At 53.8% G+C, this 22,474-nt stretch carries 25 protein-coding genes; 15 read left to right on the forward strand and 10 right to left on the reverse strand.

Going from position 1 to position 22,474, the window contains the following annotated elements; translation table 11 throughout:
* Positions 1-47 precede the first annotated feature (47 nt).
* Together FHC49_RS13805 and FHC49_RS13810 are read right to left on the reverse strand one after the other, a co-directional pair.
* Positions 48-305: a CcdB family protein gene (locus FHC49_RS13805; RefSeq protein WP_255581364.1), complete on the reverse strand. Its 258-nt coding sequence runs from the start codon at positions 303-305 to the stop codon at positions 48-50.
* A gap of 64 nt (positions 306-369) precedes the next feature.
* The gene (locus FHC49_RS13810) at positions 370-561 is read right to left on the reverse strand and encodes a hypothetical protein (protein WP_185666301.1); all 192 of its coding nucleotides are present in this window, start codon (positions 559-561) and stop codon (positions 370-372) included.
* Positions 562-816: 255 nt separating this feature from the next.
* On the opposite strand from FHC49_RS13810, the gene araJ reads away from it, so the two are divergent.
* A complete protein-coding gene (gene araJ, locus FHC49_RS13815) occupies positions 817-1,983 on the forward strand; it encodes an MFS transporter AraJ (RefSeq protein ID WP_220440076.1) in 1,167 nt (388 codons plus the stop codon).
* Between the two features lie 36 nt (positions 1,984-2,019).
* On the opposite strand, the gene adhP is transcribed toward araJ, so the two are convergent.
* A complete protein-coding gene (gene adhP / locus FHC49_RS13820; protein WP_185666303.1) occupies positions 2,020-3,030 on the reverse strand; it encodes an alcohol dehydrogenase AdhP in 1,011 nt (336 codons plus the stop codon).
* Between the two features lie 218 nt (positions 3,031-3,248).
* Here adhP and FHC49_RS13825 point away from each other — a divergent pair, with 218 nt between their 5' ends.
* Complete coding sequence (locus FHC49_RS13825) at positions 3,249-3,848, forward strand: inorganic diphosphatase (RefSeq protein ID WP_220440077.1); 600 nt, start codon at positions 3,249-3,251, stop codon at positions 3,846-3,848.
* A gap of 96 nt (positions 3,849-3,944) precedes the next feature.
* On the opposite strand, the gene FHC49_RS13830 is transcribed toward FHC49_RS13825, so the two are convergent.
* On the reverse strand, positions 3,945-5,657 hold the full coding sequence (locus FHC49_RS13830) for an ABC-F family ATP-binding cassette domain-containing protein (protein ID WP_220440078.1): 1,713 nt from the start codon (positions 5,655-5,657) through the stop codon (positions 3,945-3,947).
* A gap of 406 nt (positions 5,658-6,063) precedes the next feature.
* Positions 6,064-7,758, reverse strand: a complete 1,695-nt coding sequence (locus tag FHC49_RS13835) for an NAD-dependent malic enzyme (RefSeq protein WP_220440079.1) — start codon at positions 7,756-7,758, stop codon at positions 6,064-6,066.
* A 296-nt stretch (positions 7,759-8,054) separates the two neighbouring features.
* Here FHC49_RS13835 and FHC49_RS13840 point away from each other — a divergent pair, with 296 nt between their 5' ends.
* From FHC49_RS13840 to FHC49_RS13850, 3 genes are all read left to right on the forward strand, one after another.
* The gene (locus FHC49_RS13840; RefSeq protein WP_185666307.1) at positions 8,055-9,101 is read left to right on the forward strand and encodes an NAD(P)-dependent alcohol dehydrogenase; all 1,047 of its coding nucleotides are present in this window, start codon (positions 8,055-8,057) and stop codon (positions 9,099-9,101) included.
* Between the two features lie 121 nt (positions 9,102-9,222).
* Complete coding sequence (locus FHC49_RS13845) at positions 9,223-10,116, forward strand: LysR family transcriptional regulator (RefSeq protein ID WP_220440080.1); 894 nt, start codon at positions 9,223-9,225, stop codon at positions 10,114-10,116.
* A 106-nt stretch (positions 10,117-10,222) separates the two neighbouring features.
* Positions 10,223-11,212: a zinc-dependent alcohol dehydrogenase family protein gene (locus FHC49_RS13850; protein WP_220440081.1), complete on the forward strand. Its 990-nt coding sequence runs from the start codon at positions 10,223-10,225 to the stop codon at positions 11,210-11,212.
* Positions 11,213-11,242: 30 nt separating this feature from the next.
* Here FHC49_RS13850 and FHC49_RS13855 read toward each other — a convergent pair whose 3' ends face one another.
* Positions 11,243-12,268 (reverse strand): aldehyde reductase, encoded by a 1,026-nt coding sequence (locus tag FHC49_RS13855; protein WP_220440082.1) that lies wholly within the window; start codon positions 12,266-12,268, stop codon positions 11,243-11,245.
* 63 nt (positions 12,269-12,331) lie between these two features.
* Between FHC49_RS13855 and FHC49_RS13860 the strand changes: the two genes are divergently transcribed.
* Positions 12,332-13,300 carry an AraC family transcriptional regulator gene (locus tag FHC49_RS13860; protein WP_220440083.1) on the forward strand — a complete coding sequence of 323 codons (969 nt, stop codon included), beginning with the start codon at positions 12,332-12,334 and terminating at the stop codon, positions 13,298-13,300.
* Here the strand turns inward: FHC49_RS13860 and FHC49_RS13865 are convergent.
* Positions 13,281-14,039: a class I SAM-dependent methyltransferase gene (locus FHC49_RS13865; protein WP_220440084.1), complete on the reverse strand. Its 759-nt coding sequence runs from the start codon at positions 14,037-14,039 to the stop codon at positions 13,281-13,283. The genes FHC49_RS13860 and FHC49_RS13865 overlap by 20 nt on opposite strands.
* A 102-nt stretch (positions 14,040-14,141) precedes the next feature.
* Here FHC49_RS13865 and FHC49_RS13870 point away from each other — a divergent pair, with 102 nt between their 5' ends.
* From FHC49_RS13870 to FHC49_RS13885, 4 genes are all read left to right on the forward strand, one after another.
* Complete coding sequence (locus FHC49_RS13870; protein WP_220440085.1) at positions 14,142-14,927, forward strand: helix-turn-helix transcriptional regulator; 786 nt, start codon at positions 14,142-14,144, stop codon at positions 14,925-14,927.
* Positions 14,928-14,992: 65 nt separating this feature from the next.
* The gene (locus FHC49_RS13875) at positions 14,993-15,463 is read left to right on the forward strand and encodes a MarR family winged helix-turn-helix transcriptional regulator (RefSeq protein WP_220440086.1); all 471 of its coding nucleotides are present in this window, start codon (positions 14,993-14,995) and stop codon (positions 15,461-15,463) included.
* Between the two features lie 104 nt (positions 15,464-15,567).
* Positions 15,568-16,215, forward strand: coding sequence for a class I SAM-dependent methyltransferase (locus FHC49_RS13880; RefSeq protein WP_370631766.1), 648 nt, complete (start codon positions 15,568-15,570; stop codon positions 16,213-16,215).
* Complete coding sequence (locus FHC49_RS13885; RefSeq protein ID WP_220440087.1) at positions 16,212-16,616, forward strand: thioesterase family protein; 405 nt, start codon at positions 16,212-16,214, stop codon at positions 16,614-16,616. Before FHC49_RS13880 ends, FHC49_RS13885 begins: the two co-directional genes overlap by 4 nt.
* 46 nt (positions 16,617-16,662) lie before the next feature.
* Here FHC49_RS13885 and FHC49_RS13890 read toward each other — a convergent pair whose 3' ends face one another.
* Complete coding sequence (locus FHC49_RS13890) at positions 16,663-17,640, reverse strand: nitronate monooxygenase family protein (RefSeq protein ID WP_220440088.1); 978 nt, start codon at positions 17,638-17,640, stop codon at positions 16,663-16,665.
* Between the two features lie 148 nt (positions 17,641-17,788).
* Here FHC49_RS13890 and FHC49_RS13895 point away from each other — a divergent pair, with 148 nt between their 5' ends.
* The 4 genes from FHC49_RS13895 to FHC49_RS13910 all read left to right on the forward strand — a co-directional run bounded on the left by FHC49_RS13895 (position 17,789) and on the right by FHC49_RS13910 (position 20,172).
* Complete coding sequence (locus FHC49_RS13895; RefSeq protein ID WP_220440093.1) at positions 17,789-18,682, forward strand: LysR family transcriptional regulator; 894 nt, start codon at positions 17,789-17,791, stop codon at positions 18,680-18,682.
* 84 nt (positions 18,683-18,766) lie between these two features.
* Complete coding sequence (locus tag FHC49_RS13900; RefSeq protein ID WP_185666318.1) at positions 18,767-19,090, forward strand: antibiotic biosynthesis monooxygenase; 324 nt, start codon at positions 18,767-18,769, stop codon at positions 19,088-19,090.
* Positions 19,083-19,466, forward strand: coding sequence for an amino acid-binding protein (locus FHC49_RS13905; RefSeq protein ID WP_220440089.1), 384 nt, complete (start codon positions 19,083-19,085; stop codon positions 19,464-19,466). The genes FHC49_RS13900 and FHC49_RS13905 overlap by 8 nt, the downstream gene beginning before the upstream one ends.
* Entirely contained in the window at positions 19,459-20,172 is a 714-nt protein-coding gene (locus FHC49_RS13910; RefSeq protein ID WP_255581366.1) for a helix-turn-helix transcriptional regulator, read from the forward strand. Before FHC49_RS13905 ends, FHC49_RS13910 begins: the two co-directional genes overlap by 8 nt.
* Before the next feature lie 47 nt (positions 20,173-20,219).
* On the opposite strand, the gene tam is transcribed toward FHC49_RS13910, so the two are convergent.
* Positions 20,220-20,978, reverse strand: a complete 759-nt coding sequence (gene tam / locus FHC49_RS13915) for a trans-aconitate 2-methyltransferase (protein ID WP_220440095.1) — start codon at positions 20,976-20,978, stop codon at positions 20,220-20,222.
* Positions 20,979-21,055: 77 nt separating this feature from the next.
* Here tam and FHC49_RS13920 point away from each other — a divergent pair, with 77 nt between their 5' ends.
* Positions 21,056-22,093: a S66 peptidase family protein gene (locus FHC49_RS13920; RefSeq protein WP_220440090.1), complete on the forward strand. Its 1,038-nt coding sequence runs from the start codon at positions 21,056-21,058 to the stop codon at positions 22,091-22,093.
* A gap of 193 nt (positions 22,094-22,286) precedes the next feature.
* Here the strand turns inward: FHC49_RS13920 and FHC49_RS13925 are convergent.
* A partial coding sequence (locus FHC49_RS13925) for a TIR domain-containing protein (RefSeq protein ID WP_220439163.1) occupies positions 22,287-22,474 on the reverse strand: 188 nt, incomplete at its 5' end.

The following is a 22,474-nucleotide window of genomic DNA, read 5'->3' on the forward strand; positions in this document are numbered from 1 at the left end:
TTGAGGGGAGCGTTAAACCGCTTTTTTTGTTTGTGGTATTGCAGGACTCATGTGTTTGTAATGAGGGCATCGATGGCTGATATGGCGCTTGAACGTTCGCTGCGTAAATTACAGATAAAATGTCGGTTATTGAGCTTACCTTTATCTATGCTGGTCATTAATGGCGTATTGATAGTTACTGTTTGGAAGTCAATATTCACCAACGGCGTTGCTCGATGGTAATAACCGTTTAAATAAACATGGCTACTTAAAGGAAGCACTAGCCGTGTTGAAAGATCGCCATAATAATCATGTTGTATCACCATAATGTATGGATGAATAAGACGGGTCCCTCCGATGGATTTCGATAAATATCAAACTGTCGGCACATTAAAGTACCTCATAAAAAGGATCATCAGATAACAGTCCTGCCATTTGCGTAAACGCGTTCATTCTGTTGATAAATTCACGATCTTCATTAGCGTTGTTGCGCTTTTTGATATCGCAAGGCAAGGCGTTACTCGTTGAACCTTTTGTCGTGGCATTTTTCGGCATTTCCTTAACCGTGTTGTTTGATTTCATATTGACCTCCTTGTGAAGAATAGGACGATTATCCGCCGTTCCGGTTAAAACACAATTAGCCAGATTCCGCCTTTGCGCGCCACCTTCCAGAAAATATTCACCTGTTGCATTACGTATTAATGGCGGCCTGAGACATGAACCATTCGCGCTGTATATATGGATAAACGCATTGTCACTCCTTTTTGTCTGGCCTGCACCCCATGAATGGTCAATAATGCCCCTCTGCAAACTCAACAGAAACAAGTGATTAGAGGGATGAAAAAGACAATTTTTGCGCTGGCGCTAGGCACGTTTGGCCTGGGGATGGCGGAATTTGGCATTATGGGCGTGCTGCCGGAGCTGGCGCACGATGTAGGGATCTCGATCCCGGCGGCGGGCAATATGATCTCCTGGTATGCCTTCGGCGTGGTGATCGGCGCGCCGATTATTGCGCTGTTTTCCACGCGCTTCTCCCTGAAATCCATCATGCTGCTGCTGGCGGCGCTCTGCGTGCTCGGCAACGTCATTTTTACCTTTTCATCGAGCTACGTAATGCTGGCGATTGGGCGTCTGGTGTCTGGCTTTCCGCACGGGGCGTTTTTTGGCGTGGGGGCGATTATTCTGTCGAAGATTGCGCCTCGTGGCAGGGTGACGGCGGCGGTAGCGGGGATGATCGCCGGGATGACGGTGGCGAATCTGGTCGGGGTGCCTGCGGGAACCTGGCTGGGGCACCAGTTTAGCTGGCGCTATACCTTCCTGGCGATTGCGCTATTTGATGTGGCGGTGCTGGCGGCGATTATTGCCTGGGTGCCGACGCTGTTTGATAAATCCGACGCGCGGCTTCGCGAGCAGTTCCACTTTTTGAAAAGCCCCGCGCCGTGGCTCATCTTCGCGGCAACCATGTTCAGGAACGCCGGGGTATTCGCCTGGTTCAGCTATATCAAGCCGTTTATGATGAACGTCTCTGGATTCTCCGAAGGGGCCATGATGTTCATTATGATGCTGGTGGGGTTGGGGATGGTGCTGGGCAATATCCTCAGCGGTAAGCTCTCCGGGCGTTACAGCCCGTTGCGTATTGCGGCCACAACCGATTTCGTTATTGTGGTAGCGCTGCTGCTTATCTTTGCCCTCGGTGGCTTTAAAATCGCGTCGTTGGTGCTGGCGTTTATCTGCTGCGCGGGGTTATTTGCGCTTTCCGCGCCGTTGCAGATTTTGCTGCTGCAAAATGCGAAGGGCGGTGAAATGCTCGGGGCCGCTGGTGGGCAAATTGCCTTTAACCTCGGCAGTGCGATTGGCGCTTTCTTTGGCGGGTTGATGATTACGATGAATTTCGGCTGGAATTCGGTGGCGCTACCGGCGGCGGCGCTGTCGTTCCTCGCAATGTCGTCTCTGCTGCTTTATGCGCGTTATCAACAGCAACAACAAAAGCTGGTGGCTGCCTGAAAATAGCCTCTCCCTTATCGGGAGAGGCTCTGGTTATTAATGGCGAAGATCGATAACCATACGGCCACGGATCTGGCCCAGTTCCATCTCTTTAAAGATAGCGTTGATGTCGTTTAACGGACGCAGCGCCACTTTCGGTACCACTTTCCCTTCAGCAGCAAACTGGAAGGCCTCGGTCAGATCCTGACGGGTGCCAACCAGCGAACCGACCACTTCAATCCCGTCCAGCACCAGACGCGGAATATCGAGGCTCATCGCTTCCGGCGGCAGGCCGACGGCCACCACGCGGCCACCGGCACGCACGGCGTCAACGGCGGAGTTAAAGGCTGCTTTCGCGACGGCGGTAACGACTGCCGCGTGCGCACCGCCGGTCAGTTCCTGAACCTGTTTCGCCGCATCTTCGCTGCGTGAGTTGATAATAAGGTCCGCGCCCATCTCTTTGGCTAGCTTCAGCTGTTCATCGTTAACATCGAGGGCAATCACTTTGGCATTAAAGACGTTTTTGGCGTACTGGAGCGCCAGGTTGCCCAGACCGCCGAGACCGTAAATCGCAATCCACTGACCCGGTTTGATTTTCGAGATTTTCACCGCTTTATAGGTGGTGACGCCTGCGCAGGTAATGCTGCTGGCGGCTGCAGAATCAAGACCGTCCGGCACTTTGACCGAGTAGTCAGCGGTGACGATACACTCTTCCGCCATACCGCCATCAACGCTGTAGCCGGCATTTTTGACCGAACGACACAGCGTTTCGTTACCACTGTTGCAGTATTCGCAGTGGCCGCAACCTTCAAAGAACCAGGCGACGCTGGCACGGTCACCGACTTTCAGAGAGGAGACGCCAGGGCCGATCGCTTTCACGATCCCAATACCTTCATGGCCGAGGATCACCCCGGTCTTGTCACCAAAATCGCCGTTTTTGACGTGCAGATCGGTGTGACAGACCCCGCAGCATTCCATGGATAACAGAGCTTCACCATGCTGCAGTGGGCGCAGCGTTTTTTCGGTGACGTTTACCTGATGGTCATGCGTGACGACAGCAGCCTTCATAATCCTACTCCTGGTTAATATGTATTTGATAATAATACTCATTAATAGTTAGCGATAGGGCGGTAAAAAGCAAGGCCGAAAGAGGACAGAATCTGGTGGTTTTTCATATTGATAGCACATAGCGTTCACCATTCTGTCATTCTGCGGTCATCATTTATTCATCAGTAAACTCTACCGTGTCGTTTTTGCTTTTCTTATAACGATAGAGTGAACGCACAATGCATCTGGTAAAAACTATCCTCGCCGCAAGTCTGATTTTTTCTGCCGCCGCACAGGCGCACAATGTGCTCGACTTCCCGCAGCCGGAGAACAACCCGGAAGAGTTTTATGCGGTAACGGAGATCCCGGCCGGTGGCATCATTAAATATGAAACCGACGCCAAAACTGGTTTTCTGGTCGCCGACCGCTTCCAGTCGATGCCGGTAGCTTATCCTGCCAACTACGGCTCGCTGACGCAGTCGCTGGCAGGAGATGGCGACCCGCTGGACGTGGTGTTCTATACCCGAGCGCCAATGGCTCCGGGGGCGCTAATCAAACTGCGCGCGATTGGCGTATTGAAGATGATTGATGGTGGCGAGAAGGACGACAAAATTATCGCCGTGCCAACCAGCAAAATTGACCCGACCTATGACGATATCAAAAACGTTAGCGACCTGCCGAAGGTAGAACAGGAGCGTCTTCAGGCCTTCTTCCGCGTCTACAAACAGCTGCCGGAAGGGCGTAAGAAGGTGGAACTGAACGGCTTTAACGATGCCGCTGCCGCGAAGCAGGAAATCAAGCAGGCGTGGGACGCCTGGAAAGAGAAGCACCCACAGTAAAACGTAGCCCGGACGAGGCGGAACGCCGACTCCGGGATCTTCTGGATGTTGCGGTAAAAACCCGGCGTCGCTGTGCTCGGCCGGGCTACGGGTCGGTTAACTTAACTGATTATTGATGTTGGCAATCTCCTCTCGCCAGCGCTGCTGCAACTGTGGTTTCTGATGTTTCGGCTTACGCGCCAGGTCTTCGGCTAATCGCCACTCAAGCTCAATTAAGCGCTCAAGCAGGTCATCTGCCTCCGATGTAATTTTCTCATCTGGCTCTGCTGTCGTACGCGGAGCATCAGGGCAGATGCGGTGACGAAGCTGTTCGTACACTTCATCCGCATCGTGCCACTCGCTGAGTCCGTTCTCGTCAATTAACCAGAAGCGGTTACAGCTATTGCTGATGAGCTGACGGTCGTGACTGACCAGCAGCAGGCCGCCGGGATACTCGCGCAGCGTTCGCGCCAGCGCCTCTTTGCCATCAATGTCCAGATGGTTTGTCGGTTCATCGAGCAGCAGCAGGCTGTAACGAGCAAGGGACAGGCCGATAAACAGCAGGCGAGAGCGCTCGCCGCCGCTTAAGGTACTGACCTTTTGCCCGTGACGCACCCAGCCAAAGCCAGCGGAAATCAGCGCGCGTTTACGTGTTTCTGCATAGGGCTCGAACGGTTCAAGCGCATCCAGTAGGCTGTCATTATCATCGAGTTGGTTCAGCGTCTGGTCGTAATACCCGGGCTTCAGGCGCGGGTGCAGCTTCAGTCCGGCCTCCGTCGATTCCTGCTGCATTTGCCGCCAAAGCAGGCGTAACAGCGAAGATTTACCGCCGCCGTTGCGCCCCATAATGGCGACACGGTCGCCGCTTTGTAACCGCGCAATACCGGTGGTAAACAGCGGTGGAAGCCCCGGAGCTGGCGACACGGGCAGATTATCCATCTCCAGCAAGCGGTCTGCCCGCAGCGCATCGCCGTGAAGCGCGAGCGTCCATGGCGTGCCTGCGGTGAGTTCCGTCTGACTCTCCTTTAAGCGCGAAACCTGTTTTTCCATCTGCTTGGCTTTACGCGAGAGATCTTCGTTGTCGTACACCCGTCCCCAGGTGGCCAGCCGTTTGGCGCTGGCGGTGACGCGGTCGATCTCTTTCTGTTCTGCTTTATGACGCAGTGCATCGCTTTCGTCCTGCTCCTCCAGCGCCTGACGGGCGGCGGTGCAGGGCAGTGAGAAGGCATGCAGGGTTTTATCACGCAATATCCAGCTAGTATTGGTGACGGCATCCAGCAGGGGATTATCGTGTGAAACCAGCACGAAACTGCCGCTCCAGCTATTGAGGAAGTTTTCCAGCCATAGCAGCGTAGGCAGGTCGAGGTGGTTACCCGGTTCATCCAGCAGCAGCAGGTCCGGTTGCAGCATCAACGCTCGCGCTAACAGCAGTCGGGTATGCTGGCCACCGCTGAGCGTTGCGGCAGGATGGTCAATCTCATTGGGCGCAAACCCCATCTCCATCAACAGACGTTCCGCCTGCCAGCGCTGGCTTTCACGCACCGAAGCGAGAAGCTGCGCCAGTACGGCTTCAATCAACGGCTGGTTGAGTAGCTCATCAGGAAGATGCTGTTCTACGCGCGCCATCAGACAATGGTTGGCTAACGCAACGCGCCCGGAAGAGGGAACGAGCGTGCCGTCCAGTACCTGTAACAGGGTACTTTTGCCGCAGCCGTTGTAGCCGATAAGGCCAATACGGTCGCCTTTTTTCAGGGTAAAGGAGAGGTCAGTAAAAAGAGGGCCGAACGCTGTCTCAACGTGAAGAGATTGTGCAGTTAGTAATGTGCTCATTTGCTTACTCAAGAGTTACAGGCATGGGAATGCCTCGTCAAACATCGCTGACGATAACTAAGTAAGCCCGAGGGAAGGGTTTAGGGATTGGTGTCTTCGCTCAAGCAGAAGTTATCGCAGCACGATACCGATAACGCTTGAGCTGGTGCGATCACCAAATGTATGTGAAACATTGAAAATTTCACAGTACAGCATAATTAGCCTCCTTTTAGTGTTGTCAGGTTGAAAGGTGATGGCAGTGTAGCGACAGTGTGCATATTAATCTAGTGAATATATCATTAGTTACAACATACATAACATGAGATCTAAATTACACAAGATTAAGCATCGTGCTAATCATCATTTGTTCAATAGGGGCGGGAAGGAATAACCCGGCGGCGCTACGCTTGGCCGGGCTACAGGGGGGTTAGATGGAGGTTCGACGGTAGCTGCGATATTCCGGCAGCCAGAAGTTCTCATCAATGGCTTCTTGCAGGGCATCGGCGGAGGTATTGGTGGCGACACCTTGTTGCTGAGCCATTTTGCCGACCGCAAACGCAATGGCGCGGGAGACTTTATGGATATCTTTCAGCTCTGGCAGCACCAGACCTTCACCGTGGTTAGCCAGCGGGGAATGCTTCGCCAGTGTTTCGCTGGCAGACATCAGCATCTCGTCGGTAATACGTGACGCACCGGAGGCAATCACACCCAGACCAATGCCCGGGAAGATATAGGAGTTGTTGCACTGGGCGATAGGATAGACGGTGTCTTTCCAGCTGACCGGTGCGAACGGGCTACCGGTAGCGACCAGCGCCTGACCGTCGGTCCAGCTGATGATATCCTGCGGCGTGGCTTCAACGCGTGACGTTGGATTAGACAGCGGCATCACGATTGAACGCGGACAGTGCTTATGCATCTCGCGGATAATTTCTTCCGTAAACAGCCCGGTCTGGCCGGAAACGCCAATCAGAATGTTTGGCTTCACGTTGCGCACAACGTCGAGCAGGGAGATCTCGTCGTTGTCATGCTGCCAGCCCTGAATTTTTTCCTGTTTCTGCGCCAGTTTGCTCTGGAATGAGAGCAGGTTAGGCATTTGGTCGGTCAGCAGACCAAAACGGTCAACCATAAACACGCGGCTACGCGCTTGCTCTTCGCTCAGGCCTTCTCGCTGCATCTGGGCAATGATCTGCTCAGCGATACCGCAACCCGCCGAACCTGCGCCCAGGAAGACCACTCTCTGCTCATTCAACTGGCTACCCGCCGCGCGGCTTGCCGCAATCAGCGTGCCGACGGTGACCGCCGCGGTACCCTGGATATCATCGTTAAAGCAGCAAATTTCATCGCGGTAGCGGTTAAGCAGCGGCATGGCGTTTTTCTGCGCGAAGTCTTCGAACTGCAGCAGCACGTTCGGCCAGCGGTGTTTGACGGCCTGGATGAAATCATCCACGAACTGATAATACTCGTCGTCGCTGATGCGCGGGTTGCGGCAGCCCATATACAGCGGGTCGTTCAGCAGTTGCTGGTTGTTGGTGCCAACGTCGAGCACTACCGGCAGCGTGTAAGCCGGGCTGATACCACCGCAGGCGGTGTACAGCGAAAGCTTACCGATAGGAATGCCCATACCGCCGATCCCCTGGTCACCCAGGCCCAGAATACGTTCACCGTCGGTCACCACGATCACTTTGATATTGTGGTTCGGCACGTTCTGCAGAATATCGTCCATATTGTGGCGATTCTGGTAGGAGATAAACACACCGCGCGCGCGGCGGTAGATCTCAGAGAAACGTTCGCAGGCGGCGCCAACGGTTGGGGTGTAAATCACCGGCATCATCTCATCGAGATGGTTTTCAACCAGGCGATAGAACAGGGTTTCGTTAGTGTCCTGAATATTGCGCAGGTAGATGTGCTTATCAATTTCAGTTTTGAAGCCCTGGTACTGGATCCAGGCGCGTTCGGCCTGCTCCTCAATGCTTTCAACAACCTCAGGCAGCAGCCCGAGCAGGTTGAAGTTGCTGCGTTCTTCCATGCTGAACGCGCTGCCTTTATTCAGCAGGGGAAATTCCAACAGAACAGGTCCCGCGTAGGGAATATAAAGGGAACGATTTTTATTGCCTGGTAACATCTTACGTAACTCCGTTGTCTTTCACTCCAGCCCCTCTAGCGGGCCGGCAGAAACTGCAGCGCGCAAGATTATAGAGCAATGGTTAACGTGATGCTGACAAATTGGCAGGCAAGGCACAAAAAAGCGCACGATCGTTTACAACTTCGCCAATTAACCCTTTGTGCGATGGTTGAGGCGGACGTTTATTCATGAACTAAGCTCATGACGGTATTGCACCAGCGGGCATAGTGTCAGCGAACAATGTGCGATAGGTTGTACTCTGGCTGAAAGTTAAACACGATATGAGAGGTAACGTCATGAAAGTGTTAGGTTATGCTGCGACAAACCCGTCGACACCGCTAGCGCCATTCACCTTTGAGCGCCGCGAGCCGCGCCCGGATGACGTGGTTATTGATATTCTCTACTGCGGCGTATGTCACTCGGACCTGCACCAGGCGCGTAACGACTGGGGGTTCAGCACCTATCCCATTGTTCCCGGACACGAAATTGTGGGGCGCGTACGTGCAGTCGGCAGCGGAGTGACCAAGTTTAAGCAGGGCGATCTGGCTGCTATTGGCTGCATGGTCGACTCCTGCCGCGTTTGCCAACCGTGCCAGCACGGGCTGGAGCAATATTGTGAAGAGGGTAACGTCCAGACCTATAACGGCCAGGACCGTCACGACCATTCCACGACTTACGGCGGATATTCGCAGTCGATCGTCGCCAGTCAGGATTTCGTTCTGCACTTGCCAGAAAATATGGATCTGCAGGGCGCAGCGCCGCTGCTGTGCGCCGGTATCACCACCTGGTCGCCACTGCGTCACTGGAAGGTAGACGCCAACAGCAAGGTCGCCGTCATCGGTTTAGGCGGGTTGGGGCATATGGCCATCAAGCTTGCCAGCGCGCTGGGTGCGGAAGTGACGCTGTTTACCCGCTCGCCGGGCAAAGAAGCCGATGCTCGCCGTCTGGGCGCTCATCATGTGGTGGTCTCTACTGACCCGGCGCAAATGGCCAACGTGCAAAATCAGTTCGATCTGATTATTGATACCGTGCCGTACGTTCATGAAGTCAATTCCTATCTGCCAACCCTGACGCTCGACGGTACGCTGGTCTTCGTTGGTCTGCTGGGCGATATGCCAGAAACCAGCACATTACCGCTGCTGCTGGGCCGTCGGTCTGTCGCCGGTTCCTGCATTGGCGGTATCGCTGAGACGCAGGAGATGCTCGATTTCTGCGGCAAACATGGGATTGTTGCTGATGTAGAAGTGATTGATATTCAAAACATTAACGCCGCCTTTGAGCGCATGCTGAAAAGCGATGTGAAGTACCGTTTTGTTATCGATATGGCTTCACTGACGGCCTGATATTTCGTCACGGGTCTGCATGGATTCGTGACGTTGTCACTAAACATCCTCGATTTACCCATCATATCCTCCATCGTATACTCTTCTTACCGCCTTCCTCCGCAAACGGAATCTGTCAGCTATGCGCGCTAATATTACGGAATACATGGATATTTTTGTTCATGTTGTTGAATCGGGGAGCTTTATCCGGGCTGCAGAACAACTGCAGATGCATCGCCCGGCGGTGAGCAAAGCGGTTCAGCTGTTGGAAGAGGAGTTGGGGGCGAAACTCTTGAATCGCACCACCCGCAAACTGAGTCTGACCAGCGAAGGTGAGATGTTTTACCAACGAGCGAAAGTACTGCTGTCTGAGATGACCGCGCTGATGGCAGCGTATTCACCCATGACGTCGGTACGTGGCAGCCTGCGGCTTGATTTTCCGCTAACGCTGGCGCATTCGGTGTTAATCCCTTCGCTTGATGAATTTCGCACCCGATACCCGGACATCGAAATTGTGCTGACCTCATCCGACCGCCGGATCGATCTCATTACCGAAGGCATTGATTGCGTCGTACGGCTGGGAGAGCTTGAAGATTCGAGCTTTATTGCCCGTCGGATCGGCAAAGTAGCGATGGTCACCTGTGCCGCGCCCTGCTATATAGCACGTTTCGGCAGGCCGGAAACGCTGGAAGATCTGGCGCAGCATAAAGCAGTGAATTTCTTTAGTGACCGCAGCCGTGAGGTGATGCCGTGGAAATTTGTGGTGAACGGCGAGACGATTGCGAAACGGCTGGAAAGCGCAATTCTGGTTGATAACTCCGATATTCTTTTAACCTCCGGACTGGCGGGGATCGGGCTGATTCAGGGCGTGGATGCCGCGCTGCGACCCTATATCGACTCAGGCAGGTTGGTTCCGGTATTAACTAACGCCCCCAGCGCACCGAAAGCCGTGTCAGTGCTTTACCCTGATAAACGCCACTTATCACCGCGGGTAAGCGTGTTTATTGATTGGTTTAGCGAACTTTTCAGCCGCTAAGAATTGGTAATCCTGCGGCAACACAGCCGTAAGTTTCTATGGCTTTTTCCCTCGCCACGTCGGACGTACAGTGAGTCTCACGAATATTCCCCTATGAGGCTTTAACATGGCAAAGATCGTTACCTTTAACCGCACTGGCGGCCCGGACGTCCTGGGCATTACCGATATGGCAGTCGCCGCTCCTGCAGCGGGAGAAGTGCAGATTCGCGTCAAGGCTATCGGCATTAACCGCGCCGAAGTGATGTATCGCACTGGACAGTACGTGATAGAACCGCAGTTCCCGGCAAAATTGGGCTATGAAGCGGCGGGGATTATCGAAGCCGTTGGTGCAGACGTCAGCGAGTTCGTGGTCGGCGATAACGTAAGCGTCATTCCTTCCTTTATGTTTACCGAGTACGGGATGTACGGTGAATTAGTCAATGCGCCGGCTCATGCGGTGGTAAAACATCCTGAGAATCTGACCTTTGTAGAAGCTGCGGCCAGCTGGATGATGTTTATTACTGCCTACGGAGCATTGGTTGAGTACGGTCATCTACAGGCCGAACAGTTTATCGTCATGGGCGCGGCCTCCAGCAGCGTGGGGATTGCCGCCATTCAGATTGCCAATATGCTCGGCGCTCGCCCGATTGCGCTGTCACGCACCAGCCATAAAAACGAGTGGTTGCGTAACGCTGGGGCCGAAGCGGTGATTGCTACCACCGAACAGGATCTCACGGCGGAGTTGAACATGCTAACGCAGGGCGCTGGCGTGAACCTGGTCTTTGACCCGGTAGGCGGACCAGACGTGGCGAAGCTTGCCGCTGCGATGGCGATGAACGGCACCTTCTACCAGTATGGGGCGCTGGATGCCCGTGACTTATCAATTCCAGTGATGGATATCCTCGGTAAACACCTGCAATTCAGAGGTTATGAACTTTTTGAGATCACCACTGATGCCGAAAAAATGGCGCGGGCGAAAGCCTTTGTTTACGACGGACTGAAGTCTGGTCAACTGAAACCGGTTATTGATAAAACCTTTGTGTTTGAGGAGATTGCCGAAGCCCATCGCTATATGGAAGCCAACGGGCAGGTCGGGAAAATGGTCGTGACACTGTAACTAATCACACTGGTGTAGGCCGGATAATACCTACACCAGATTAAGTGCAATAAGGCTTTCAGCGGTAGCAACAATTGCCTTATGCGGGTCACGCGGTTTCCAGCCCAGCCGCGTCGTTGCCTTTTCGTGGCTCACGCTCATATCAACCCCCAGTAATTTCACCATTCCCTGCATCACCGGATTTTTCTGCGCCGCGGCGCGAACCATCTCATCGCTCATTGGCAGCGTCGATACCTTACTTGCCGCATCGCCCAGCGAGTGTTTCAGCGTTTGCGCCACATCGAGGATTGTCAGGCTATGCCCGGCGCTGGCAAGAAAACGTTCGCCGTTGGCTGCAGGATGCGTCATCGCCAACAGGTGCAGGTCGGCAACGTCGCGCACATCCACGAAACAGGAGTTGATATTCGGGCAACCTGGTTCACCCTCCAGCATGTTTTTGATAATGCGGGTAGAGTGGGAATAGTCGGCGCCTAATACCGGCCCCAGCACCGCGACCGGGTTAATAGAGGACAATTCCAGGCCGTTGCCTTCGCGGGCAATAAACTCCCACGCGGCGCGTTCGGAGAGCGTTTTTGATTTCTGATACGGCCAGACATCACCGCTGACGTCGCTCCAGTCGTTTTCGGTAAACGGGCGAGGATAATCCGCCGGATGGCCGACGCCGATAGCGCCAAACGCTGAAGTTAATACCACGCGCTCTACACCCGCATCCCGGGCGGCACGCAAGACGCGCAGGTTGCCGTCGATGGCCGGATTCACCCAATCGGCCTCTTCGGTCTGGCCGCCAGAAGGGGTTGGTGATGCGCCGTGCATCACGAAGCGACAGCCTGCAACGGCATCGTCCCAGCCATTGTCAGCGGTCAGATCCGCTACCACAAACGACAGGTCTGCGCCTGGCTCAACGCCACCTTGCTGTAAATTGCGGCGCACTTCCTCTTCACGATCTACGGAACGTACGGTGGTGCGTACCTGATATCCGTTATTCAGCAGAGCAATAATGCAGTGTTGTGCGATAAAACCGGTGCCGCCGGTAACTAAAACTCGAGCTTTACTCATAATACAATTCTCTTAATGCGATGGGCTTGAGACATAGATTAAGCAGCACCAGTCGTATTGTGAATGCTTGATAGTCCGCTTGAGTTGCGCGATAGTACGGGAATGAACATCGACCCGTTTTCTGACATTCTCAAACTGACGCGCGCCGAATCACTGGTGACCGGTGGGTTTACCGCCGGTGGCCGCTGGGCGCTGCGTTTTCCTGCACCGGATAAAATCAAATTCTTCGCCATTCTTCGCGGCCAGTGCTGGGTATTACTGGAAGGTGAACCGCAGCCGATCCTGTTTTCCACCGGTGACGTTGGCCTGTTAAGCGCTAAGCGGGCATTCGTGCTGGCGAGCGACCCGGAGGTTGAACCGATTGATGCCATGAGCGTTTTCTTTGGGCCTGGTAAGCCCCATGCGCCTATTGGTGAAGGGAACGACGTTGAGCATATTGGCGGTCACGTGCTGCTGAACCCAACCAGCGGCAAACTGCTAACGCACGTCCTGCCGCCGTGGATCCACGTTCCGGCAAACTCGCCGCAGGCCACCTCGTTTCGCTGGCTTTTGGATCAACTGGTGCAGGAACGTCTTCAGTATCAGCCCGGTTCGCAGCTGGTCTCAACGCAACTGGCACAACTGCTATTCGTGCAGATTTTACGTGCGCATCTGCAAAATAACGATGCGTTACCCGCCGGTTGGCTGCGCGTTCTGGGCGATCGTCGATTGAGTCCAGCGTTACAATTGATGCACGGCGAGCCGGCGCGCGCCTGGCATCTCGATGAACTGGCTAAAGCCTGCGCGATGTCACGCACGGTATTTGCTCAGCATTTTCGGGAAACGGCTGGCATGACGCCGATTGCCTATCTGACCCAATGGCGTATGAGGCTGGCAGAGCAGGCGCTAAGCGAAGCGGGCGAGCAGGTGGCGGAAGTGGCCCAATCGCTCGGTTACGCCTCGGTTAGCGCATTTAGCAACGCCTTTAAGCGGGAAACCGGTTTGTCGCCAAAAGCATGGCGACAAACTGCCATTAGCGCGCCTGGAACATAATGGTGTCGCTGACAAAACTGCCGTCGTCGGCGATCGCAAAGTGCGTGCGCACCTCGTCGGAAACTTTATCCTGCAGGTAGCGAATGGCGCCGACAATATTCTCCGGGGTTTTCATCCGCGCCACCCAGGATGAAAATTCCAGGTGCAGCGTATCTCCCACCAGTTTATCAATCATCATGCCGCGTCCGTTGACCATCGCCAGCCATTCGCCCTGGGAGTAGTTGCGGATGTGCGACGGGTCACGCAACATCTCAATGGTTTGCAGCCAGATATCGAGCATCGGTTTGCCGGGTGAGGCGATATCGATCATGATAAAACGCCCTCCAGGCTTCAGAACGCGGCGGATCTCCATCAGCGCGGCCTGAATATCGTGCCAGTGGTGCGCGGAGTAACGGCTAATCACAATGTCGAAACTGTTGTCGGCAAACGGCAATACTTCCGCTGGGCCTTGTGAGCAGGTTATGTTCATCAATTGACGATTGATTGCCTCTTGCTCCACAACCGCCAGCATCCCTTCGGATAAATCATAGGCGGTGACCTCTGCAACCAGCGGAGCGGCAGTAAAGCTGGCGTGCCCGGCACCGCAGCCAACATCCAGCAGATGCGCCTGCGCGTCATCGCTTAACCATTCGGCCAGGCGACGTAAATCGGCCCCCTGGGCGTGGACGTTACTCTGTAAATAGGCGGCGGCCTGGCCGCTAAACTGTGACTTTACCAATGCTTCATGATGGTTGCTCATACCGGACTTCCTCTGTTGTTATGTTCTTGTTAAAACGGACTATACGCCGGGATTAATACGGGTACAATATTGCCACTTATACTGGTATATCGAGTTACTACCATGGACAACACGGGACTGAAAGGGCCTGAGGCGCTAGGGGCATTTTTACGCGTCAAACGGGAAAATACCTCACCGGAAATGCTGGGTATTCCGGTGCTTTCACGCCGCAGAACAAAAGGGTTGCGGCGGGAAGAGGTGGCGCAGATGAGCGGGATCAGCACCACCTGGTATACCTGGCTTGAGCAGGGACGCGACATCACCGTTTCGGCGCAAACCCTGTCGGGGATTGCCTTTGCGCTTCAGCTTAAACCGGCGGAACGGGAGTACCTGTTTCTGCTCGCCCATAAAAGTGACCCGCTGGTTGAACAGGTTCCGGCGGTAGAGCAGACGATTTTGTCCGCCGTCAACGCGGTATCTGAACCTTGTTATCTGTTGGATCTCACCTGGCAGGTACTCTCCTGGAACCCCGGCGCTGCAGCGCTTTTTGCCGGATGGCTGGACGTAGATGCAGAGCCGAATATGATGCGCTTTATGTTCCAGAACCCGCTGGCGCGTGAACTGGTCGACAACTGGGAGGTCCGCGCGCGCCGCATCGTCGCCGAATTACGTTCCGACGCAATTCATTATCCTAACGACGCAACGCTTAATGCCTTTGTGCAACAGATCAGCGATAACAGCAGCGATTTTCGTGAATTCTGGTCGCAACAGCAGGTGATTGTGCGGGAAGGGGGCGAGCGTATTTTTCACCACGCTACACGAGGTGATTTGACCTATCGCCAGCTGAGTTGGCAGTTAGCGAGCAACCGGGCGCTTAAAATGATCATGCTGGTTCCGGAGTCGCGGTGATTTGCATTTAAAATACATTAGCGCTAATGTATTTTCATTCAACCCATGAATGAACAACGTGACGTATGAAAAATTCCCCAGGACTTGGCGAACTCCTGCGCTATTCCGCCGAACTGATCGATAGCGGCTCCGAAGCCGCTTATCGTGAGATGTCCCTCAACTATCGACCACGCTATACCCCCGTGCTGCGCGCGCTGGCAGCGGGGGCAATGACGGTTACCGATATTACCGCCATGACTCATCTGACGCAGGGTGCGGTGAGCCAATCCGTTTCGCTGATGGAGCAGGACGGCATCCTGCGCCGCGGCCCGCTTGACGACGGGCGCAAAAGCGGCCTGCACCTGACCGACCACGGTGAAGCGCTGGTAAGCCAACTCGAGTCACACTGGAAAACCCTTTTCGCCGCCATTCATCAGCTTGAGAAAGAGGTCGGTTGGCCGATTTTACAGGTACTGGAACAGACCGCGAAGGCGCTGGAAGAGAAGGATTTTGCTCAACGTATCGCCGAGGCGAAAGCGCAGGGAGACTCACAATAAGTGACAACGTCACGTTTAATAACTGGTTTGCGCATGGCGGAAGTGACTATGCCCGTTATCGGCCTGAATATCCTGCGGCGCTGGGTGCCTATCTGGCAGGTCTGGTGACAGTGCGCGCTAGCGCGCTGGACGTAGGCTGCGGTACGGGTCAATTGACCGGATTACTGGCGGAACACTTTGCCAGCGTAGTGGGCACCGATCCTAGCGAAAGCCAGTTAGCCAGCGCGGAGCCACATCCGGCGATCCGCTATGTAGCTGCACCGGCAGAGCAACTGCCCGAGGAATTAACCGGTTTTAACCTGATCACCGTCGCGCAGGCCGCGCATTGGTTTGACCTCGACGCATTTTACCGCGAAGCACGAAGAGTTAGCGCGCCGGGCGGCATACTGGCCTTGATAAGCTATGGCGTAATGCAACTGGATGAAGAACTCCAACAGCGCTTTCACCAGTTTTACTACGATGAAATTGGCCCGTACTGGCCAGCTGAGCGCCAGTTAGTGGATGAAAGCTACCGCACGCTAGCGTTTCCATTTACAGAAATCCCGACGCAGGCGATGACCATCAATCTGGCGTGGCCGCTGAAAGGGTTACTAGGGTATATCTCAACGTGGTCGGCGGTGAAAAGGGCGCAAGAGGCCGGAAAATCAGTGCTAGTTGAAGCGTTTAGCCAGGATATCCGTCGCCTGTGGGGTAACCCGGAGACGTTAAGGCAGATTGTCTGGCCCATCAACATGCGGGTAGGTGTGCTATGAACGAACTACCAAGCGGCATTCGCTACCAGGCCCAATTCACGGTACAACCAAAGCACACCGTTCCTGCCGTCGACCCGGGCTGGCCAGGCTTTGCCGACATGCCGCCGGTGCTGGCAACCGCGATGATGATTGGCTTTATGGAGCAGACCTGCGTTGAGGCGCTGCGGCCCTATCTGGCAGCTAACGAACATACTGTCGGCACCGGCGTGGAAGTGCGGCACGTGGCGGCAACGCTGGCAGGCGATACCGTGACGGCGACCGTTACGCTGGAAGATGTAGACGGGCGTTTTTTGCGGTTTCACGTCAGTTGTCATGACGATCATGGGCTGATTGGCGAGGGTACGCATCAGCGGGCGCTGATTGACCCAGTGCGGTTTATGCAGCGGTTAATGGCGAGATAGAACGGTGTTGCGGCCAGGGATGAGCCTGGCCGCACTCATCCTGGGCTTAGGCTGTGAGTTGCTCAACCACGTCGGCGACGCTTGCCACTTTACGAATACCGCCAATCCCGGTTCCTAAAGAGACATAGCCGTCATCGGTATTACCTTCCAGCATCCCCACGCGAAGACCACGCAACCCCCCCATGGTGTTGGCGAGTTCTTCTTTGCTGGCACCGGCTTTGTCCATCGCTACCAGCGTAGTCGTCAGCGTTCCCGGCAGTGAACGGTAGTAGTCTGGTACGGTACGAAACAGGCTGAGATCCAGGCCGTTGGCGGCGACAATCTTATCCTTCAACGATGACGGTACGCGACTCTCCTCGGTGCTGATAAAGACCGAGCCGGCAAAAACGCCTTCTGCGCCCAGCGCATGCGCCGCGCGGGCCGTACGTTTATCAACGATGCCTCCAGCCGCCAGCACGGGTACCTTTTCCACCGCGTCAGCAATCAGCGGCACGATAGAAAACGTCCCCAGAATAGTGCCAGGCAATGTGCCACCTTCATCAAATCCTGTCGCTACGATAATGTCCGCTCCGGCACGTTCCGCCTCTCGGGTGTTTTCAGGAGTAGGGTTGATATCACGATAAATAATGGTAATGCCCGCCGCTTTTAGCTCGTCAAACAGTGCAGGAATAATCGTGCCATCGCCATATCCGGTGTAAACCACCACTTTCACTGCCTCTTCTTTGATAACCTGCAGAATCGCGGGCGTCCAGATATCGTTTTCCGCGCTTGGGATCAGATTCACACCAAAGGGCTTATCAGTCAGTTTTTTAGTTTTACGGATCTCTTCGCGCATTTTCTCCGCCGTGGCTTCCGGGGTTGAAACTGCCGTTTCCGCGGTTAACCCGGCGTTTGGCCCTAGCACACCAAGGCCACCGGCATTGCTGACCGCTGCCACCAGTCGGGCATCAGTCAACCAGGAGAGTGGCCCCTGAATTACCGATTTTTCAATGCCAAGAATTTCACAGATACGGTTATTTTTCATAATGTTATTTCCTTTTTGCAGCGCGAGTGTGCTGGAATGCGTGCAGTGTAAGCGTGTTTATTATTCTGAAAAATAGTGAAAATTGTGCATCACTATTATTAAATGGATAACAATAAACGCCTCGTTCAGGAAGTTTGCCGCTATGCAGATTAATCTGTTTGAAAACATTAAAATTTTTATTGAGATCGTCGATGCGGGTAGCTTTAGCCAGGCCGCCGAAAACCTGCAGATTCACCGTCCGGCAGTCACTAAAGCGGTTCAGCAGCTGGAAAAAGAGAGTGGGGTGCGGCTATTGCAGCGCACAACCCGACGTATCTATCTGACGCCGGAAGGGGAAGAATTTTATCGTCGTAGTAAGCCGCTACTGGCACAGGCCGACGATCTGCTGGAGTCATTTTCACCTGAGCGCCCGCTGCACGGTCAGCTGCGAGTGGATATGCCTATCGCCTTCGCTCGCCTGGTAGTGGTACCGAATTTGCCTTCCTTGTATGCCGCACATCCGAATCTTGAGCTTATCCTCAGCAGCTCCGACATGCGGCGGGATATGTTACGGGATGGGCTAGACTGCGTATTGCGTATGGGTGACCTGGATGATGGCGATTATGTCGCACGATCCCTCGGCAATATCAAAATGACCACCTGCGCCAGCCCTGAATACCTTGCTCGCCACGGCACGCCGCAAACCCTGGACGACCTTCAGGCACACCACCAGGGCGTCAATTGGATCAACAGCAGCAGTCGGCAGGTGATGCCCTGGCGTTTTGAGTCGGCGACGGGCGTGGAAGAGATCGCGCTACCAGGTAAGCTTATCCTCGATAATTCCGAGGTATACATTGCCGCCGGACTGGCAGGTTTAGGGTTATTACAGGGGATGAATTTCTTTTTGCAGCCCTATATCGACAGCGGCCAGCTGGTTGAAGTATTGCCGAATTACCCATGCCCGCGGAGACGATTATCGTTGATGTACCCGCACCGCCATTTGTCGCATAAGGTTCGCGTATTTGCCGAGTGGGTGGATGGCCTGCTGGATGATTTGCGCTAACGCGGCATTCACATTTCGTTCCCCATCGAAGTATTAAGCTTGCTGCACGCTATAGTGGGCTTATTCCACCGACTGGAGATCACGATGATTGCCGTACTTTTTGAAGCCCACGCCGTTGCCGAAAGGCAAGCACGCTACCTTGAACTTGCTGCTGAACTTCGTCGGGAACTCGAAAAAATCGAGGGATTTATCGACATTGAGCGCTTTCAGAGCCTGAGCACTGAAGGGAAAATTCTATCGCTTTCCTGGTGGGAAAACGAAGATGCGGTTCTCGCGTGGAAACGCAACGTTCTGCATCAGGCCGCACAGCGTGAAGGCCAGCAAACGATCTTTGCCAGCTATCGTATTCGGGTGGTTCAGGTCATCCGCGAGTACTCATCTGAAACGAGGCGTTCCCATCATGTATGATATCCACGTTATTATGCGTAATATTCCCGGAGAGCTGGGACGGCTGGGTTCAACCCTTGGAAAAATGGGGGTTGGGCTTGAAGGCGGCGGCCTTTTTAGCGTTGGTGACCACTCTCATGCCCATTTTCTGGTTGAGGACGGTGAGCGCGCCCGGAAGGTGCTGGAGCACGCGGGGATACCGGTAGCCGCCGTGACTAAGCCACTGATTCGGCGATTAACGCAGGCACGTCCTGGAGAACTGGGTGAGATAGCCAGCGTGCTGGCAGAGCAGGGAGTTAACATCCGTGTACAGTACAGCGATCATGCTAATCGACTGATTTTACTGACAGACAATAACGAGCTTGCCGCTCACATCACCGGACAATGGGATGAATAAACCCCTCAGCAGTTCCCCGGCACAGAATGATGCCGAGGTACTTGAAAGCGCTATGTCAGAAGTGGCCACTGCGATGGCTGACCCTTCAAGGGTTAGCATGCTGTGCGCATTGATGGATGGCAGGGCCTGGACCGCGACGGAGTTGAGTGCGGTGGCCGACGTCGCACCATCTACCGCCAGCGCGCATCTGACAAAATTAGTGCAGGGGCGACTAATCGGCTGTTTGTCACAGGGTCGACACCGTTATTATCGGCTAGCGAGCAGCGAGGTCGCTATGTTACTGGAGACGCTGATGGGCGTATCCATGCGCACACAGCCTGCAATGAAAATCAGTACGCCGGTACATTTGCGTAAGGCGCGCACCTGCTACGATCACCTGGCCGGTGAGGTGGCCGTCAGTATTTACGCTTTTATGCAGGAACAAGGCTGGTTTACCTCAGAAGGAACCGCGCTTTCGCCCGTGGGACTCACTGGCTTTCACCAGATTGGCGCGACGTTAAAAAACCAAACCCGGCGAAAAACCGCATGTGCCTGTCTCGACTGGAGCGAACGTCGGCCACATCTGGGCGGCAATGCCGGCGCCGCGCTGCTGGCTGCTTTTGAATCTCATGGCTGGATTGAGCGTATTGAGGGTTACCGGGAAGTCCGATTTACCGACGCGGGAAGAAGGGCGCTGGCGCGATTTTTTGCAATTCACGATGTTTAATCACGATAGTGATACCGGAAACCCGGTATCACCTGATGCCTTTACTTTCAGCGGGTTCGCTGCGCGACCATAAAGAGTCGTGGAAAGGCCAGCAATATCTTCCCGTCAGCCTGTTTCGGATAGCACTCCTGAAGCCGTTGATGATAACGCGCAAGATATAGCTGCTTTTCTTGCTCATTCAAATCCTGTATCCACGGTCGTAACCCTGTCGCGCTAACCCAATCAATAATCGCCTGATGTGAATCCATTTTGTGGTAATAGGTCGTGCGCCAAATATCCGCTTCGCAGCCGGCATGACTGAGAATGTCGTAATAAGCATGCACGCTAGGCAACGGATCGCGTCCTCGATTCGGATGCCCTTGTTCCTGAGCAACTTCACGCATCAAAACGTGGGAAGGTTCATCCCAGTTATAAGGCATCTGAACAGCAAGAAATCCTTTATTTTTCAGAAGACTAACGAGGTGCGGGAGCAGCGAATCATGACCGGAAATCCACTGGAGTGAAGCATTGGCATAAATCACATCCGGAGGCGTTTCCGGCAGGAAATGGCGGATATCTTCTTCAATAAAATGGCAGGTTGGTAATCGTTTTCGCGCTTCCTCAAGCATCGATGGCGATGAGTCAATTCCAGTAATATTGGCATTTGGCCATCGAAAGTGGAGTAATTCAGTGCTGTTACCCGGCCCGCAGCCAAGATCGATAGCGGAAACAACATCATTAAGCTGAACGCGAGCCAGCAGTTCAGCGGCGGGTCTTGAACGTTCTGCACCAAACTGCAGATACAGTGTTGGGTTCCAGTCAGACATCATCAATTTCCTTAGCGGCGTTGTAGAGCACGTTGTTTATGGGATATGTTCTTAAAGTGTTAATAAGGAAATATTCCATGAAAATACGCATTCCGTCCAGGTTAGTTTCTGGCGATACCATCGCGATTACCGCACCATCCTCTGGCGTTCCTGCACATCTGCATCCACGGTTAGATCTCGCCATTAGCGCATTACGGGATAAGGGGTTTAGGGTGGTTGAAGGGCGCTGTTTACGCCATCAACATAAGAATAAGAGCGCCGATAAGCATCAACGGGCTGCAGAATTAATGCAATTTCTTTGCGATCCGGATGTGAAAGCCGTGATGCCACCCTGGGGAGGCGAACTGGCCATGGAGCTATTAGAGCTTATTGATTTCAATAAGTTAAACAACATTGAACCAAAATGGTTTAGCGGCTTTTCCGATCTCTCAACGCTGCATTTACCGCTGACCACCTTGTGCGGTTGGGCGACGTTGCATGGTCCCAATCTGATGGAGTTGGGTGCCAGAGAACTGGATAAAACCACGTCATTTGTATGGAAAATACTGGAATGCGAACGCGGGAGCACGGTAACGCAATATGCTTCAGAAAAGTTCCAGGTTGAAGCTAACCAATGGGGTACGGAAACAGATGCTGGTTTTAATCTGACACAACCAACGAAGTGGAAGCGTCTCGATGGCCAAAGCGAGAGTGTCACGTTTCACGGACGTTTGATTGGTGGCTGCCTGGATACTATCGCCAGGCTTGCCGGCACAGAGTACGGCGACATAGCATCGTTTAAAAAACAGCATAGCGGCGACGGCGTAATTCTGTATTTTGAAAACGTCGAAATGGCGCCGTGCGAATTAACGCGAGCGTTATACAGTTTACGTTTGCAGGGCTGGTTCAAAACCCTCAGTGGTATCATGATCGGCAGAAGTGCTGGGCCGAATGTCGGCGACGCCAATCAACATAATTATCTCGACGCGCTGCGATCAGCATTGGGCGATGTGAACATTCCGGTGCTGTACGATGTTGATATCGGACACATGCCGCCACAGATGTCGCTCGTGAATGGTGCGATGGCATGGGTAACGTTTAGTGATAACGGTGGATTGGTAAAGCAGCAATTGTAGGTTAAGGGTTGCGATGAGTCTGCGGGGCTAAAATAAGCCGGCTTTTGAGTAACACAATCACAGCCGAAAAACCCTGGATTTGTCCTGACCCTATGTTAGTGCGCATAATGTACGACACGTTATGTTGAAAAGGCCGCTGCGAAAATGTCTCACGCAGCGGCCTCTTTAGCATAACGTCATTGTGCGAACCAATTTAATTGATTATTTTTTCTCGCTCCAGCACTTCTCTAATATCTTGGAATACGGCACTAATATTTCCTTTAGGGAATCTTATTTGACCTAAACCATTTATATTAGAAAACTCCTCGCATCCTTCTTCTAATAAAACAATGGCTCGTTCAAATCCTAATCGACCTTGAAAGAGTCCGACCTCATGAATAA

Source organism: Kluyvera sp. EC_51, from assembly GCF_019584505.1.
Taxonomy (GTDB): domain Bacteria; phylum Pseudomonadota; class Gammaproteobacteria; order Enterobacterales; family Enterobacteriaceae; genus Kluyvera; species Kluyvera sichuanensis.